Below are 17556 nucleotides of genomic sequence, written 5' to 3' on the forward strand. Positions count from 1 at the left end.
GTCATTGTGCATGGGAGCACGAGATGAAAATCAATACAAGAATTAAGGCGGAATGATTCCGCTTTTTTTTATGCTGTTTAGAGCATCAAACGGCTATCAATCACGTGGTCGCAGGCGTAGGAGGACTTCCGTTATCATGAAATTTCTTCTTTAAAGCGTGAGAAGCTTTTTTAAAAATATAAAAATTAGATAATTTTTAAATAACGGAGAGGATGAAAATCCAAAAGAGATGGGAAGAACTAAAAATTCTACGATGAATAGTCCACAGAACGCTCAACGTCTCCTTTTTATTTCCATTATAAGGATTTTAAAAACGAGCAGAAGACTTCGCATCATGCCTTTATTTTTCAACAACTGCTATTCATTGTTTTTTACGCGTTTGAAAGGGTTCTTTTGAAAAAATGATCATAAGTCATATTGAGGGTGCAAAAAACATAAAATTATCATGTGTTTCGACTCACTGTAGGGATAGGATGATCATATTCGAACGAGAAATTTAAAAATTTGACGAGCAAGGAGGAGCTTTATCGGGCTTCAACGGGGATGTGGCGTGAAAACGATCGTACTATAAATGAGTTTAATAAAGTAGCCGTGAGTTAAATGAGGGATCTCAGGATGGATAAATAGGGTGGGAGGAAATAGAAGTACCCATTGAAGCAATGAACTGCATTAAATCTGGAATCAAGCGCTATTTACTTTAAGATGAAGTTCTTCCTATCGGATGAATATGCCGATAGGTGAAATGTAAAAGGGAGGCGAAGAGATGATTAAAAAAGTTTTAGTTGCATGCTTACTTCTAACCTTGATGGGATGTCAAAGGCTTAAGGACGAGGTCGTAGAAAGGTTTTGGCATCCCAAACAGGAGCAAAGTGAATTGAAAGAGTCAACTAAGGAGGTTAAGGAAAGAAAAGAGATCACACAAACTTTAACGAATTCTGATTTACAGCAGTTAAATGTTTATTTGAGTCATTTAAGTAATAGTGGGTTTGAAACGTATAATAAAGAAAATCTCAATCATGATCAACTATTAGAGTTCGGCCTTTGGTTATATCTGGGGAATATGGTGAAAGTAGAATCTAAAGAAATAGATGGCGTTTATTATAGCGTTTTTAATTATGATGAGTTTAGCCATAAAATAAGTCAATATTTTGATTGTGAATTAGAGAAAAAAGGCAACGATGAATGGCTGTTTCAAGATAATAATTATTATCATCCGTTATTAGAAAGCGAATATCCGCTCAATACGGTCACTCAAGTTGATCGTATATATGATAATGGGGATAATAGCTTTTTAGTTGAAGGGCTGGTTTATCGATTTGAATCATCTATGGACACTCATATTTATGAACAGTATTTGCAACCCAAATCCACATGGAGTCCTTCAATGGAAAGTGAATTAATCGGAAATATCACGACCACGCTCGTTTATTCAGATAAATTAAACCATTATGTTATTGAAGATTATCAAGCTAAGTATTATCCGAGCGACGAAGGGGTAGAGAGTGAATCGAGCAATAACGAAGAATTCTCCTATAGCTATAAAAAGGACTACCTAGATAAACTAGACTTTATAGAAGAAGGCATGAGTGATTTAGATTACCTCTATGATAGTGGAACAACAGTCGACTTCGTTGAGGCAGAAGGAACACGCCTTAAAAGATGGGATGACATGCTAAATGAAATATATAGCTTATTAAAAACTCAACTTACAGAAAGTGAGATGAAAGAATTAAAGAGTAAACAACTAGCTTGGATCGAATATCGAGATAAGACTGCCGAGAATGAAGCAAATGCAGCAGGGGGCGGATCCCTAACGACCGTCGTCTACAATAGCACATTAGCTACCCTTACAAAAGAACGATGTTATGAATTAGTAAACACCTACCTCGAATAGATTTAATGTCAATACGAATAAGGGACGATGGACTAACTATCGCTAATGAGAAGATCAAATGAGAGGAAATGACGCCGATAGTTTAAGGGGTAAACTTGAACTTGCATCAAGCATTCATCCGTTCTCGTTTTTCAGATGTATAAAAAAACAACGGGTTGTAGGGGAATCCGTTGTTTAATAAAAGGCGTTTATGGGGGAATAAACGTCTTTTTTAATCTAAGAAATTTAGGAAGAGTTAAAAAGTTAGCTAGCAACTTTCTTTTGCTGTTTTCATCGCCTCGTTTAAATGGGCCAATATGATGTTCATCGCGCGAATCAGATTAGAAAAGCGGGTATAGGTGGAACTCCCTTCTTTCGCGCGACTAAGGCCTGACGTACTCTTATTTTTGATAGAGGTAATTTGGGCAATCGCTTGCTCTAGATCCTCCTTTGAATAGGAACATGTTTTATTGAGTAGAAGATTCTGGGCGATGTATAAAGCCTTAATCCTGTTTTTAGAGAGCGAAAATGAAGGAGAACCCTCCTTTAATTTAGGCTGTATTTTTTCACAATTCACAATCGATGATTCAATAACTTTTAAAGTGTCCTTCATTTGTTGTTCTGTCAATGAATCCATCACGGTATCCTCCTTTATTGAAATATCCCTCTATTATAACAAACATACGCACTTCAAGCGATGTTATGAGGTGGGTTAGTTTTCTTAATTTTTATTAGAGGTAAACATAGAAAAATCCCCATTCTTGTTGTTGGGCGGTAACAAGAATGGGGATTGAAAACGGTTAAGGGATTGATAAAAATAAGATTAACAGAGGGTGATGAATCAATCGCTTGGCGATCGATTCAATATATTTTATGCTTCTGCTACCGTTTTGTGAGTGTCATCGGGCTCCTTTTTTTACTGTTCATATTCGTCTTCATCGTCGTCTTCATATTCAATCACACAAGGGTATCTCATGATCCGAACACCCATGAAGAGGTTGAGACAACTTATGGCGCCCCAAAATATATCCCATGCGGATGGGGTAGTAAACAATTTGGGAATCCGTAGGATAAGACAAAAAATACTTAATAGGATGATCATCATCCCCATTCGTTTGTTAGACAATGACTGATACCTCTCTTTTCTAAATGCTTGTTCATTTCATTTTATCATAATTTGGCGATTTAGGGTACCATTGTAGGTAGGCGAGTTCAATTAATCTGTTTATTTGGATGACGCTGGTGCGGGGGGATGAATAGGGAGTGTCGGCAGGTTGTTTGACGATGGTGTAGGGGGGACTGTCGGGTTCTTTTTTTGAGTGGCAACCCGGCTTGTTGATGCGCTTTTTTAACCGCTAGGTTGAGAGAAGCCTCCCTGAATCAAAGAAGAAGGTTCATCGCTAGATTCGAGAGGATTTTTTGGGGAAGATATGATTCGTGATTCAAACAAGAGAGCGGATAAGTGGGGGAATCGAATTTCACAAGAAAAGTCATCTGGTGAACAAGCCTCCTCATCTTCAATGAAAAAAATGATTGAATTTGACGAAAAACATATTAAAATAGACATATTGGTGCTTTATTGAAGGAGTGCAACAAGATGTTACGCCATAAAATGGCGGTTTAGGAGAGTAGGTAAAGAATGAGTCGTCAGAAATTGAATGTGAAAAAGCTAGCTAAAGTTAAGAAGCGATATGGCTTAATCGGGGTCATTTTTGTTATCGTGGCAACCCTGGCCGGTAGTTATGTTGAAGATTATCTTTCTTCACGGTCTGCGGCGTCGCTTCAAGTGTTTGAAACGAATGGGATTGAACTTGAGCCGGTGATTTTAAAACGTGTCGTCGATGGAGATACGTTAGTCGTGACGAATGCAAATCGGGAGGAAGTTCGAGTTCGCCTCATCGGAATGGATACGCCTGAAAGTGTGCATCCGGATCAAGAAAAAAATACGGAAGCGGGCGAGTTGGCGAGCCAGTATACGAAGTCAGTGTTAACCGTTGGACAGACGCTATATTTGGAGTATGATGTTCAAAAAACGGATCGTTATCATCGCGTGCTAGCCTATGTGTGGTTAACCGATGATGTCAATCCAGATGATATCGCCACGAACATGTTAAATGCGAAATTGGTGGCCGACGGCTATGCGGTGGCGAAAGAGTTTAAGCCGAATGTCAAATATTCGAGTCTTTTAAAACAGTTAGAATCAGCCGCGAACAACGAGCGCTAAATCGGTGGTTAAAGACTAAAAATCATCGTCAAAAGGTTCATCGTCCGATGGAGGGCGGTGAGCTTTTTTTATTTATCTCATCGGTCAACACGACTATTATTTAGAAAAACTATGAAGGAACGAATTTTTTACTGAGGGTAATCTAACTTGTGACCCACGGGATTAAACAGGAAATGCTTCCTATGAAGCAGGACAATATAATCGGGGCGTTATTTTTAAATCTGAGAATGTCGGGAACGCTTCAAAAAACCATAAAATGATAGCGAGAGGCCTTTATTCAAGGCGATGGGAACTTTTTACAATCGCTACCTGCTGGGGAAATGTGGCGAATAATCATAAAAAGAGATTGAACATTTGTTCGAATTTGTTTATAATAAAGGAAGAAAAGGAGGGAATTGGATGAAACAGCGGGTGTATATGGCGATTGATCTGAAAAGTTTTTATGCTTCGGTGGAATGTCGTGAACGCGGTCTCAATCCGATGACGACCCATTTAGTTGTTGCCGATGAAGGTCGGAGTGAGAAAACAATTTGCCTAGCGGTTACTCCCTCGCTCAAATCATTAGGCCTTTCGGGGCGTCCGCGTTTGTTTGAGGTCGAGCAAAAAGTTCAAGAGGCAAATGCCATCCGTAAACAAAGAGCCCGTTGTTCATATTTGACGCAGGCCTCATCTGATGCCCAAGCATTGAGGGCATCGCCTGAACTGGCGATTTCCTATATCGTTGCTACGCCAAGAATGGCTTACTATTTGGAGTATAGTACCCGAATTTACGAGGTGTATTTGAGGTATATCGCACCGGAAGACATTCATGTGTATAGTATTGACGAGGTGTTTATCGATGCCACCGACTACTTAACACTTTACCAAATGACGGCGCACGAGTTAGCAAGGACCATCATTCACGACGTTTTAAAGACAACCGGCATTACGGCAACTGCTGGGATAGGCCCTAATTTGTACTTATGTAAAGTTGCGATGGATATTGTCGCGAAGAAGATGCCTCCCGATACCTTTGGCGTGCGGATTGCTGAGCTTGATGAAACATCTTATCGAACCTTATTGTGGCATCATCGTCCGCTCACGTCATTTTGGCGGGTTGGAAAAGGTTATGCCGCTAAACTGGAGGCCCATGGGATGTATACGATGGGGGATGTGGCTCGGATGTCGTTAACTGAGCGCGGGGAACAATTGCTGTATCACCTATTTGGTGTGAATGCCGAACTCCTGATTGATCACGCATGGGGTGTTGAGTCGTGTACCATGGCGGATATTAAAGCCTATGAACCTAAACATCACAGCATCAGCTCGGGTCAAATTCTACCGACAGGGTATCCGATTAATAAAGCACGATTAGTCGTCCGCGAAATGGTCGAATCTCTCGTGTTTGAGTTGCTCGAAAAGGGACTCGTGACTCCTTCCGTTGGATTAACCCTTTGTTACGATTCCACGCGCGGTGTTCCTAACGCAAGTCGAGGCACTAAAAAATTGGCGTCGTACACGTCTTCGACCCGATTACTGAAGCAGGCCGTGACCACTTTATTTGATGATATCGTGGATCAAAGACAACGCGTTCGTCGAGTATCTCTTGTTTTTTCTGAAGTGAGGAACGCGCAAGAAATCAACGACGCTCCTGTGGTTCAACAACTCGATTTATTTACAAACGTTCAGGTGTTGCAACAAAAGGAGCAAGAACAGGAGGCAGACCGTCAAAAGGAACGTCGGCAACAAGAGGCAATGTTACAGATCCGTCAGAAGTTTGGAAAGAACGCCATTTTAAAAGGAATGAATCTCGAAGAAGGAGCTACTGGAAGAGATCGCAATAATCAAATAGGAGGACATCGCGCTTAAATGACAACGAATCATTATCAAGATATCATTCATCTTTCTTATCGCAAATCAACCCGCCGCCCTCAGATGACGAATAGGCAGCGGGCGGCTCAATTCGCGCCTTTTGCTGCCTTGACAGGACATGAGGCCGCCATAAAAGAAGTTGCGCGACTAACCGATGCAAAAGTTGAATTAGATGAAACACGGATAGGGGCGCTTCATGCCGCCCTTCATACGGTTGCTTTAACAATAAAGAACGCGCCTTTAGTCAAGGTGACGTATTTTAAGCCCGATGATAAAAAGGGAGGAGGCACCTATGTGACCGTTCAAGAACGCGTGCGAAAAATTGATGCGTATCACCAACAACTCGTGTTTAAATCGGGTGCTTTTATTCCTATTATGGACATCCTCACCATCGAATGTCTCGATCCGGTGCATGAAGGCTCGCTTGACTAAGACCCGACCGTTCATTTGATTTGACTGGGGGATGAAGGTCATCATGTTGGGTATGTTAAGGGAGAGGGTCAGTCATACTAGTAGGGAAGGTCGTTTGATGGGTACCTTTTTTTAAACTAGCCGTTAAAGTGGAGAAGGAGTGGATGAGATGAGTTGTACATGTGGCGTGGGCCAATCTTGCACGTATAAGGTGCCTATTTTCCAAGCGTTTAATTGTGAAGAAACGAAGGCGTTGTTAAAGGTGATTAAACGCAAAACCTATCAAAAAGGAGAGATGGTATTTCGTGAGGGTGAACCTGCCGATACGCTTTGGATTGTAAACGAAGGGAAACTCAAAATTTTTAATTATACGAAAGATGGAAAAGAACAAATTCTTCATTTGTTGGGTGAGGGTGATTTTTGGGGCGAACTCCAATTGTTTCAAGACACGACGTTTAATTGTTATGCCAAAGCGATTGAAGATTGCCGATTCTGTTTGATTACGAAACAGCATTTTCAACAGTTAATGCTTAAAAAACCAGAAATGAGTTTAAAAGTGTTAGAAGTCCTTAGCCAACGCTTGATTCATTTAGAGCAGTTAACACTTATGTTATCGAACCAAGACCCCGAGAGTAAGTTGGCCTATTTACTCTTAGAGTTAGCCAAGAAAGAGGGCGTCCAAGTTGGATCTAAAATGGTGATTCGTTTACCCTTTACACGTGAAGAAGTGGCAAATTATACAGGGCTCACACGGGAAACCGTGAGTCGAAAGTTACACCAGTTGAGTGAAAAAGGAATCATCAACATCATCGGTCATAGGAAAATAGAAATCCTAGACGTCGCGTATTTGAAGGATCTGCTCTAGGTGCTAATAAAAAACCACTCCTTGAATTCAAAGAGTGGTTTTTTTGTTAAGCTTTTAAGAACTCGTTTAAATCTTCTTCAACGGTTGAAATGCCACCGATGGCAAAGTTTTCAACTAAGACTTGGAGGACATTAGGGGATAAGAAGGCGGGTAAGGTTGGGCCTAGGTGAATGTTTTTCACACCGAGGGCTAGTAGGGCTAGTAAAACGATGACCGCTTTTTGCTCATACCAGGCAATGTTATAGGCGATAGGTAAATCATTAATGTCTTCAAGCCCTAAGGCTTCTTTTAATTTCAAGGCGATGACGACTAATGAATAAGAGTCGTTACATTGTCCGGCATCTAATAGGCGTGGAATGCCGTTAATGTCGCCCAGATTTAATTTATTGTATTTGTATTTGGCGCATCCGGCTGTTAGAATGACGGAATCTTGGGGTAATTCTTTGGCGAAATCAGTATAGTAGGTACGCTCTTTATGGCGACCATCACACCCGGCCATGACGACGAAGTTCTTAATCGCCCCCTCTTTGATGGCACCTACGACCGAATCGGCAAGGCTCAACACTTGATGGTGGGCAAATCCTCCGATGATTTCTCCTGTTTCAAGCGGTGTCGGAGCGGCGCACGTTAAGGCGTGTTCAATCACGCAACTGAAATCTTTTGTCCCATCAGCGAGTGTTTTGATCACCTTGAAGTCAGGGTGCCCCGTATTTCCAGTTGTATAGACGCGCTCAGTATAGGTGCATCCTTGACGTGGGGGAACTAAACAGTTAGTTGTAAAGACAATCGGCCCATTGAAGGTTTCGAATTCTTTTGTTTGTTCGTGCCAAGCGTTTCCGTAGTTTCCAACGAGATGTGGATATTTTTTTAGTTCAGGATAGTAATGGGCAGGTAGCATCTCGCTATGTGTATAGACGTCAACCCCGGTATCTTGCGTCTGTTCTAATAGTTGTTTGAGGTCGTGAAGATCGTGTCCAGTGATTAAGATTCCGGGGCGGTTTTGAACGCCGATATTCACCTTTGTTAATTCCGGGTGCCGAAATGATGAGGTATTCGCTTGGTCAAGAAGTGACATCGCTAAAACCCCAACATTTCCTAATTCAAGGGCAAGCGTTGTATAGGCGCTAACATCTAGGTCGGGCTGGATTAAGGTAGCCATGAAACGATGCAGGTTATTAAATAGTTCATCGTCAGTAAATCCTAATTTTTCGGCATGCGACGTATAGGCAGCCAGCCCTTTAAGTCCGAATAAAATCAGTTCGCGTAGGGAACGGATGTCTTCATTTTCTGTTGTGGAATGAATCGCAACCGATAAGGCTTTTTTAATCATACTTTGTTTATGGTCGACCTCAAAGTTGACGATATCGTGTGTTAAAATAGGAAGATTAGTGTGGATTAGGCGTTCTTTTAATTGGTTTCTTAAGCGGATGCTTTCTTTAATACGTGTGACGAATTCTTCTTCATCAAAATTGGCGTTCGTGATGGTAGCGAACAATCCTTCTGTGACAAATAAATCGACCTCGCGGACGAGTTCTTTCTCTTCTTTCACCTCAAGCGCTAAACAAGATAATCCAATAAGGGAGTAAATAAAAGTATCCATTAAGGCGGTCAGTTCGGGTGATTTTCCGCAAACCCCAAATACGGTACAGCCTACTCCTTTTGCTGCTTCTTGACATTGATTACAAAACATAGTCATTCTTTCACCTCTTTTTCATTTGTTAAGGTTATTTTATCGATGAAGAGGGAAGTTGAATGTGATTGAAATCAAATTTGATAAAAAGAGGCACGCCTTTTAGGTAAAGGCATAGGATATAGTAACTTGTTGAAGGGTGGGATGGATGTGAAGAAGTGGTTATTCGCTGGAAGTGTTCTTTTTTGTTCGGTGTTATTAGTGGCGTGTGAGTATTTTGATCAGACGAATGAGGTGAAAAAGGTCAAAGAGACGCCTGTGGTTCAGGAAAAATCAGAGGTTAAGGATCCGGTCGTTGAGGAGCAAAAAACCGAAGCTGAAAAACCAACGGCACCAAAAGAGGCTGAACGGGTTAAATTAGGGGAAACCATTGGGAATGATCAAATTGAAGTGACCTTTTTAAATGCTTATTATACGGATGATCGCAATGAGTATTGTGACGTGAAGGCGGATAAAGTGCTGGTTATTGAGTATGAGTATAAAAATTTAGCGGTTGAGGATGGATTTTCGTTATTTGAAGGCATTCATTATCAAGTGTATGATGGAAGCGGGCATTTGTTAAAAAATTACCCATCGATGGAAGCCCGTTATGGTGGAGAGGTCTCAATCGGACGCTCAACAACGGGATCAGATGCGTTGGCGGTCGTCGGGGATCAGACCCATTATGAAATTGAAATAGGGGACGTCATTGTTGAGTTTGATTTAGAATAGATTTAAACGTGTGAAGGGGGAGTGGCGTGCGACAATGGATTAATTTTTATTATTATCTCCCGTTAGAACGTTATGAAGCCCACGTTTTAACGGTTGAACTTGGCAAGGAAGCGATGACGGATGCTCAGGAGTTGTTCGACGTTTATCAACGCGCGCTCGGTATTTTTGAATGTGTCTTTTCAATGGATGATGAGGTAATGCTTGTCATCAATACTTATCCGTGTGATGGCATTAATCCGCGCCCTCGCTCGATTAAACCGTATCTAAAGAATGAACGACTCCATCGCACGTTGAATGCCTTCATGGAGAAGGGACCACACGAAGAAGACATCATGCATTATTATTTAACGTGTCGATGGGGTGAACTAAAGAATAAAAAACTCATTTTACATTTGTGTCAACATGACCTCGTCAAAGGAGTCAAACCGATGAATGACTACTATTTCATCCAGTTAGAAAAAAAACGTTGTGTTCGGATGCAAGATGACCGGTTTATCGATTTGATTTTTAAGGATGAAACCGATAAAACACGGATGATCGAGCGTCTTTTAGCAAAAAACCTTCTTTAACAATCGTTTAACCGAAGAAGCGGGAGCCCCTATGGGGATGAACCGAAAACAGCACTTGCGATAAGGAAATTCCTTTGGAAAAATCCTTGGTCCTATTAAAGGCGTCATCTTTTAAACAACATAAAAAGGCAACCTGATGAACCATCGTCGGATTGCCTTTTAGTTTTGTTTAGCATGCATGATAAAAAACGGAGGTGGCATATCTTAAAGAGAAGGGAGTGGTGAGAGATTATAAAAAAGATTTTGTTGAAGGTAGGGATACAAGATGCATTTAGGGGAAGAAATTCGAGTGAAACGTGAGGCGATGGGCCTCTCGTTAGAAGAGCTCGCCCATCAATTAGGCGTACCCTCTTGGAAAGTGGCAAACTGGGAGGTCAATCAGGAGTATCCAAGCGAGGGACAATTAAGAAATTTAACGGCTATTTTAGGAAAATTAGAGGAAGACGTTGCTCACCCATCACCTACTTTGGATTGGAGCTTCATTTATATGCTGCTTTACTTATTTGTCTGCGTTACTGTGTTAATATGGATCGTTTTTTGGTGGTAGATGGCCACCTATCTAGTCAAAAAGGGCCCCTGGATCAGGGGCCCTTTTTGAGATGAATTTGTTACTTGGTTGATTTTAGGACGATATTTTTTTCAAAGCCGCCTCGGGCGTTTTTCTTCTCTAAACGTTTGGCTAAAAGGTCTTGTTCCTCATAACCTAGTTTTTGGGCAAGGGCAAATAAAACTTCTAAAACATCTGCCAATTCTTCAAGGTTTTGATCCGTCTTAAATTCGGCAACTTCCTCGTCTAATTTTTTAACTAAATAGTCAAATGCCACTTCATCACTAACGACTTCAATTTCCGCCGTTTTTCCTGAGGCCTGAATAATGTCTGGAATAAGATCACGAACTAATTTATCATAAGTTAACATGCTATCGGCTCCTTTATTTTCAATTACTTTCATTATAGTTTAATTAGTGGCTATCTGTCAAAAGACCTCAAAAAGTGATAAAATAAAGAAAACAGAAGGTTTGGGAGTGAAAAGATGAGGCAACTTCGCAGTATTACAGGTTATGATGATTATTTATATGACCATTTTAAAGAAAGCTTCAAAAAAGCAAAAAAGATTGATATTATTGTTTCTTTTTTGATGGAATCAGGTGTTAAACTTTTAGAAAAACAATTTTTAGAGATTCGTCATCAACAAATTCCTATCCGTATTTTAACAGGAAACTATTTAAATATTACACAACCCTCTGCCTTGTATCGCTTGAAAGAAATTTTTGGTGATGTTGCGGATATCCGTTTTTTTAATGAACCTCGGCGCAGTTTTCATGCCAAGGCCTATTTCTTCTACTACGATGAAGGGGCCGATATGTATATTGGATCATCTAATTTATCCAAATCGGCACTCACTGAAGGGGTGGAATGGAATTTTAAACTTGACCAAGACACGCACCCTCAGGAATTTGCCGAATATGCACGGGTTTTTGAAGATCTATTTTATAATTATTCGATTGTGGTGACGGATGCGGAGTTAGATTTTTATTCTAAAAATTGGAAAAAGAATAAGATTTATCAGACTCCGACCTTTTTGCAACAAAAATTGACGGAAGATATTGAGGAGGAAAAGGAAACCTATGTGGTTGATTTGTATCAACCCCGAGGGGCCCAAATCGAGGCACTTTATCATTTGAAGAAAACACGGGATGAAGGATTTGATAAAGGCGTCGTGGTTGCGGCGACGGGAATTGGTAAAACGTATTTAGCTGCATTTGATTCGCGAGACTACCAACGAATCTTATTTATTGCGCATCGTGAGGAAATTTTAAGACAAGCGTACCGCAGTTTTGGAAATGTTCGCCCGCTAAGTGAACGTGGATTTTTTATGGGAGGCATGAAAGAAACGCACAAGGATATTATCTTTGCCTCGGTTCAAAGTTTAGGAAAGGAAGAAAATTTACATTTATTTGATCCTCATTACTTTGATTATATTGTGATCGATGAGTTTCATCATGCAGTCGCGTCTAATTATCAGCGGATTTTGCAATATTTTAAACCGAGATTTTTACTAGGGATTACGGCTACACCTGACCGGCTTGACAGTAAGGACGTCTTGGCTATTTGCGATTATAATGTGGTGTATGAGGCTCCGTTAAAAAAGGCCATTAATCATGGGTGGTTAGTGCCATTTCGCTATTATGCGATTTATGATGAAACGATTAACTATGATCAATTAACGTATCGTAATGGGCGTTATCAAACTGAGGAACTCGAAGATGCTTTAAATATTCACCAACGTGCAGAGTTAGTATTTAATCATTATAAAAAGTACCGTTCGGTTCGGGCACTTGGATTCTGTGTGAGTAAACGGCATGCGGATTTTATGAGTGAGTATTTTAATGAACAGGGGATTTTAGCTTGTGCCGTTTATAGTGGTGATGGAGGGGCGCAGACACTTCCACGAGAAGAGGCCCTTACCAAACTTTCAAAGGGTGAGATTCAGGTGATTTTCTCAGTGGATATGTTTAACGAAGGACTCGATATTGCCGCACTGGATATGGTACTTATGCTACGACCTACTGAATCGCCAACGATTTTCATGCAACAACTCGGTCGTGGACTCCGCTTGTCGAAGGATAAACAGTATTTAAATGTGCTCGATTTTATTGGAAATTATAAAAAAGCCAATCTCATTCCGTATTTAATTACTGGGACGACTAAAAAAGAGTTTAAACGGGCAAGTGAAGTTATTCGTGAGGAGACGCTGTTACCAGAAGGGTGCTTTATCGACTTCGATTTTCAATTAATTGATTTGTTTGAAAAAATGGAGAAATCAACTCAAAAAATTGAGGATTTAGTGGTAGAAGAATATGAACGGGTAAAGGATGAACTCGGACATCGTCCGACTCGTGTTGAGTTTTTTACACTGATGAATGAGGGCATTTACCATCTCGTTAAAAGTAAAGCAAAATTAAATCCATTTAAAAATTATCTAGCGTTTTTACAACGACAACACGATTTATCACCAGAGGAAGAGGTGTGGTTATCAACCCCGGCCGGGGCTTTCTTAACCATGATTGAAAAAACATCCCTTTCAAAAACATATAAGCTACCGACCTTTTTAGCGTTTATCCAAAATGGGGTCCTTCAATTAAAAATTGATGACGATGATTTATACCGAGCCTTTTTGGACTTTTATTCAAAAGGATCAAATGGGGTAGATTTGCTAAGAGATAAGGGAACAGCCAATTTTAAAGAATGGGGCAAAAAGGAATACGTTAAACTCGCCCGAAAAAATCCCGTTCACTTTTTATGCCAAAGTGAATCTGACTTCTTTAGCAAAGACGATCAACAGGTCTACCTTCATTCGGACTTAAAACCTTATCAAGATAACCCTTTATTTATCGCTCATGTAAAAGACGCGATTGACCTAAGAACTCAAGAATTTTACAAAACAAGACTTGAAAAACTGAAGGGATAAGGCTTATTGGGAAAGATATAATTTAGGGATAGGGTAAGTTACCCGGTTATGTAAATATAAGATACAAGGATTCTGTTGAGGGTAGCGTGAATTCTATGTTATTAGAAAGGTTTGAAAATATTTATCGCTTATTTGTTTGGAAAAATTCAAAATATATTGCAAGATGTTTGAGCGGGTTACATTAGGATGAACACTAAATACATCAAAAAGAGGGCCTAATAGCTCTTTTTATATTATAAAAATTAGATAAATCTTTAAATGTAATTTATGAATAATAATGTTAATCTTTGAATATTCTATACAAAAAATGGGGATAGTAATGATGAAATTTAGATGCATCTTGCATTATAGGAGATTTTCTTTTATAAATGAAATAAGTTAAAAATTATAGATTATTATTCAGGAGGGAATATGGACAATCATTTAAACGAAGAAAAAAAATATGAGATTAAGTATTCAAAAACAGAGTACAACCAAATGATAGAGGTTATATCAGAAGCCGAAAGTAGTAATAATCTAGTATTTTTTATAGGAGCCGGGGTCTCTATTTCTCAAGGATATCCTAATTGGAATGAGTATGTTGATAAATTAATTAAATATTGGACCTTTCATCTTGAGGATTTAATTGACGAGGAGATTACAACAGAAAAAGAGGTCCAAAGGCAAGATATGTTAGTATTGGATCAATTATTAGAAAATAGGATGGATAAAAAAAGAAAAGTAGATTTAGTTCACCATATGATTAGGAAATATACCAAAATTAGTGGAGATAAAGTTGGATCTACGAAACGGTTTAATGAAAATGTATTGAATTTTGAAAGGTTTTATTTTAAAGACTTGCCAGTTTGTATTGAAAAAAATGAAATATTATTCCATTTGCTAAATTTAAACGCAACCTATATCACAACCAATTATGATTTAGAGATAGAAAATCATTTTCAAAAATATGCAAAAAAGGATATTGAGATTCTCAAAGATCTAAGTGAGGTTTCTTCTAATCTTAAGGCCAATAGCGTGATTCACTTACATGGGAGCCCTGATGGAAATCCTGATTATTTTATCAGTTCGGCTAGTTCGTATACTAATTTGTATTATCCTAATGATGAAAATAGGGAAGTTTTACGAAATTTTAAACAAATTATTCAAGATAAAAGCGACCCCAAAATTATTTTTATTGGTTGTAGTATGGAGGAAGATGAAGTTTTATCTATTCTACGATTAGCTCACGATGTAGAAAAAGACCAAAGAAAAGAAATGCAATATTATGCACTTTTGAAATATGATAATCACCTTAACCCGCAAATAAAGGAACCTCATCATAGTCATTTTGAGGATTATATGCAAACTGTAAAAGGTGTAACTGTTGTTTGGTACGGAGATGAGTTTAGTGATTTGCCAAAATTCTGTGAAAGACTGGTTACAGATGTGTCTTTAAAAAGGGAGGACAATATATCTAACCCTGAAAGCGATTGGAGGATTTTAAATGGGGAATAGTGTGATAGAGGTTATCAATAAACATATAAAAAATAAAAATTATTTATTCTTAGACCGTGTGTTTAAAAATTATGATAATCTTTCTAGTGAGAAAGCATTAAATTTATTAAAAGAAGCTTTAAAGTCTGATTTAGTAAAACAACAAGCAGCCACATATACAGCCGATTATCCATTTTTTTGGAAACAAATTGCTCACTACTATAATCAGTTTGATAAAGAAGAACAAGAAGATATTCTACAATTGATTAAAAATTTAAAACAATATAATGAAATAACAGCTAAGCCTATCTACAATATTATTATTAATGCATTCACGGATATTGAAAAAAAAGGAGAATATTTAAGCTTTTTAATTAAAGCTAATAATCTTTATGATTTTATAGAAGATAATGAATTGAAATGTTTATGGTTGATAGAGAAAATTACATCGAAGAAAAGTTCTTATATAAAACCGGATTATTTCAAAACCATTCAATTTGATTTTAATTTCTCATTATGGAAAGAATTAATTAAATATTTAACTAGTATAGACGAAACAATGGTGTATTTTTCGTTTGCATCTATTTTAGAAAATGAAGAAATGAAGTTATTATTTTTATGTTTAAAAGAAAATAAAATCCTTTATCAAGGAACGTTGAATTTTCCTGAAGAGTTTTACCGTTTAAAAATAATCCAACGGTTGTTGATTAATATTGATTTAGAACAGGGATTAGAAGAGAGTGTATTAACAAATCTTATAGCAAATATTGATGTTTCATTTAAATTTTATGGGAAAGAAATGAATGAATTCGTAAAGAAACACCAAGAATTATTTCCAAAATCAATTTCTTCAGATTATTTTATGAATGGTTTAGAATTTGGAGAGTGGGGATGGATTCAACAATATCCTTATTTGTCTATAAATATGATTTTAAATCAACCTCTAGAGAAAACTGTAAAGCTTTTATTAGAACATAAGAAGGCAATCGATCTTGATGATTTAAAGGAACAGTCTGTTGAGGGACAACGAAAAGAATTATCGAAATTGTTTACAGAAGGTTACGTAGTAGATCATAAAGAACAAATTATTGCCTTCTTGAAGGAACTCATTGTAAATGATACTTTATGTGTAAGATATTGTGGAAGTATCGTAGAATTTTTTGTTTCCTCGAAAGATAGAACGAAGGAGAATATTGATTTATTAATAGAGTTTATAAAAAAATTTAAAATAAGCAATGATTTTAATATTGAAATGGGTAAATTATATTGTTTTTTATTTAAAAATGATTATATTGAAGAACAACGAGTAAAGGATTGCTTCTTTGGGTATAAAGTGGATAAGCTTTCAATAAAAAATATTTTTCGTAATAAACAAGAGGGCCCATATATAGATATTAATATATACATTAATACGGAGGTTGGAAGATATTTTGAAGCACTGCGAGTATTAGATGATAAAGTATTCAATGAGGAAGATATTCAAGTTTTAGTACTTCAGAAGTTTCATGAAACCCCTGAAAAATATAAAAAATATGTTATTGGTCAATTTCCAATTTTATGGAGTAAAATTCCTGGATTTGTACTCACTATAGAATCTTATCAAGGGTATTCTTATAAATATAGAATAGGAAAAAATGATTTAGAATTCTTTAAACCAATCATAAGAGAAGTGTTAGAGAAGGATGATTTTGATGATGGGATAACAGTATTTAATTCAATGATTATTTTATTTGAAACAACGTCTCCTCAAGAGATACTAATCCGTAATCATGAATATTTTGATAAACTCTCATTAAAAATGTTAGCTGGTTATTTAGAAAATGATTATAAATTTAAATATGGTGAAGACTGGATAATTTATCTATTTAATGATGAGACATATTCGGAGTCCTTAATAAAAAATCTTTTTCTCCGATTATTAAAAATTAAAACTGAAAAATTAGAGAGAATATTATCATTGTTGGAAGGGATGCCTATTCATACGTGGAAACTTAAGAGTTATTCCTACAGTTATGTATTACGTAAACGATTTGAAAAAGATACGTTAGTGCATATAATGAAATTAGTAATGATAGTGTTAAAAAAGGAAATGGTGAATGTTGACTATTATTTTATAGAGTGTATAGATACCATTTTAGAACAAATGGATGAGTTTCAAATGATTCCAGAAATGAATCAATTATTGGATGAAATTCGGGCATATTTAACAACAGAAGATTACGATAAATTGAATAGAAAATTTAGATACTTAAATAAAAGATAAAAAACAACCGGTTCTGGCTGTGTGGTGGTATAGTACCTACATAATAGACATAAAAGTGAAAGCGATGCTATCCATATCAACTATGTTGGAATGGCGTTAGAGTCTATGATGGAGGTACTTCTTTTATGTAATTTAAAAAGATTGATTCCAAATTTA

General features: G+C 37.6%; 14 protein-coding genes. 11 read left to right on the forward strand and 3 right to left on the reverse strand.

All coding sequences use genetic code 11. The features are described 5' to 3' along the window. Positions 1-763: 763 nt before the first annotated feature. Positions 764-1894 carry a lysozyme inhibitor LprI family protein gene (locus AACH31_RS05440; RefSeq protein WP_161831298.1) on the forward strand — a complete coding sequence of 377 codons (1131 nt, stop codon included), beginning with the start codon at positions 764-766 and terminating at the stop codon, positions 1892-1894. Between the two features lie 247 nt (positions 1895-2141). Here the strand turns inward: AACH31_RS05440 and AACH31_RS05445 are convergent, their stop codons facing one another. Further along, positions 2142-2510, reverse strand: a complete 369-nt coding sequence (locus AACH31_RS05445; RefSeq protein ID WP_161831296.1) for a hypothetical protein — start codon at positions 2508-2510, stop codon at positions 2142-2144. Positions 2511-3512: 1002 nt separating this feature from the next. Here AACH31_RS05445 and AACH31_RS05450 point away from each other — a divergent pair. The 4 genes from AACH31_RS05450 (at position 3513) to AACH31_RS05465 (ending at position 7224) form a co-directional block, all read left to right on the forward strand. Continuing rightward, on the forward strand, positions 3513-4097 hold the full coding sequence (locus AACH31_RS05450) for a thermonuclease family protein (RefSeq protein ID WP_161831294.1): 585 nt from the start codon (positions 3513-3515) through the stop codon (positions 4095-4097). Between the two features lie 399 nt (positions 4098-4496). After that, positions 4497-5945 carry a DNA methylase gene (locus tag AACH31_RS05455; protein ID WP_338618019.1) on the forward strand — a complete coding sequence of 483 codons (1449 nt, stop codon included), beginning with the start codon at positions 4497-4499 and terminating at the stop codon, positions 5943-5945. Next, positions 5946-6380: a hypothetical protein gene (locus AACH31_RS05460; RefSeq protein ID WP_338618020.1), complete on the forward strand. Its 435-nt coding sequence runs from the start codon at positions 5946-5948 to the stop codon at positions 6378-6380. A 148-nt stretch (positions 6381-6528) separates the two neighbouring features. Beyond that, a complete protein-coding gene (locus AACH31_RS05465) occupies positions 6529-7224 on the forward strand; it encodes a Crp/Fnr family transcriptional regulator (RefSeq protein WP_338618023.1) in 696 nt (231 codons plus the stop codon). A 46-nt stretch (positions 7225-7270) separates the two neighbouring features. On the opposite strand, the gene hcp is transcribed toward AACH31_RS05465, so the two are convergent. Next, on the reverse strand, positions 7271-8920 hold the full coding sequence (gene hcp / locus AACH31_RS05470; protein ID WP_338618024.1) for a hydroxylamine reductase: 1650 nt from the start codon (positions 8918-8920) through the stop codon (positions 7271-7273). Between the two features lie 144 nt (positions 8921-9064). On the opposite strand from hcp, the gene AACH31_RS05475 reads away from it, so the two are divergent. The 3 genes from AACH31_RS05475 to AACH31_RS05485 all read left to right on the forward strand — a co-directional run bounded on the left by AACH31_RS05475 (position 9065) and on the right by AACH31_RS05485 (position 10741). After that, positions 9065-9625, forward strand: a complete 561-nt coding sequence (locus AACH31_RS05475) for a hypothetical protein (RefSeq protein ID WP_338618025.1) — start codon at positions 9065-9067, stop codon at positions 9623-9625. A gap of 26 nt (positions 9626-9651) precedes the next feature. Continuing rightward, positions 9652-10194, forward strand: coding sequence for a DUF3885 domain-containing protein (locus AACH31_RS05480; RefSeq protein ID WP_338618028.1), 543 nt, complete (start codon positions 9652-9654; stop codon positions 10192-10194). Between the two features lie 265 nt (positions 10195-10459). Continuing rightward, the gene (locus AACH31_RS05485; protein ID WP_338618029.1) at positions 10460-10741 is read left to right on the forward strand and encodes a helix-turn-helix domain-containing protein; all 282 of its coding nucleotides are present in this window, start codon (positions 10460-10462) and stop codon (positions 10739-10741) included. Positions 10742-10802: 61 nt separating this feature from the next. Here AACH31_RS05485 and AACH31_RS05490 read toward each other — a convergent pair whose 3' ends face one another. Continuing rightward, the gene (locus AACH31_RS05490; protein ID WP_338618030.1) at positions 10803-11111 is read right to left on the reverse strand and encodes a nucleoside triphosphate pyrophosphohydrolase; all 309 of its coding nucleotides are present in this window, start codon (positions 11109-11111) and stop codon (positions 10803-10805) included. Positions 11112-11225: 114 nt separating this feature from the next. Here AACH31_RS05490 and AACH31_RS05495 point away from each other — a divergent pair, with 114 nt between their 5' ends. The 3 genes from AACH31_RS05495 to AACH31_RS05505 all read left to right on the forward strand — a co-directional run bounded on the left by AACH31_RS05495 (position 11226) and on the right by AACH31_RS05505 (position 17400). After that, complete coding sequence (locus AACH31_RS05495) at positions 11226-13664, forward strand: DEAD/DEAH box helicase family protein (RefSeq protein WP_338618032.1); 2439 nt, start codon at positions 11226-11228, stop codon at positions 13662-13664. A 411-nt stretch (positions 13665-14075) separates the two neighbouring features. Beyond that, entirely contained in the window at positions 14076-15158 is a 1083-nt protein-coding gene (locus tag AACH31_RS05500) for an SIR2 family protein (RefSeq protein ID WP_161831274.1), read from the forward strand. Continuing rightward, a complete protein-coding gene (locus AACH31_RS05505) occupies positions 15148-17400 on the forward strand; it encodes a hypothetical protein (RefSeq protein WP_161831272.1) in 2253 nt (750 codons plus the stop codon). The genes AACH31_RS05500 and AACH31_RS05505 overlap by 11 nt, the downstream gene beginning before the upstream one ends. Positions 17401-17556 lie beyond the last annotated feature (156 nt).

Source organism: Turicibacter faecis (genome assembly GCF_037076425.1).
Taxonomy (GTDB): domain Bacteria; phylum Bacillota_I; class Bacilli_A; order MOL361; family Turicibacteraceae; genus Turicibacter; species Turicibacter faecis.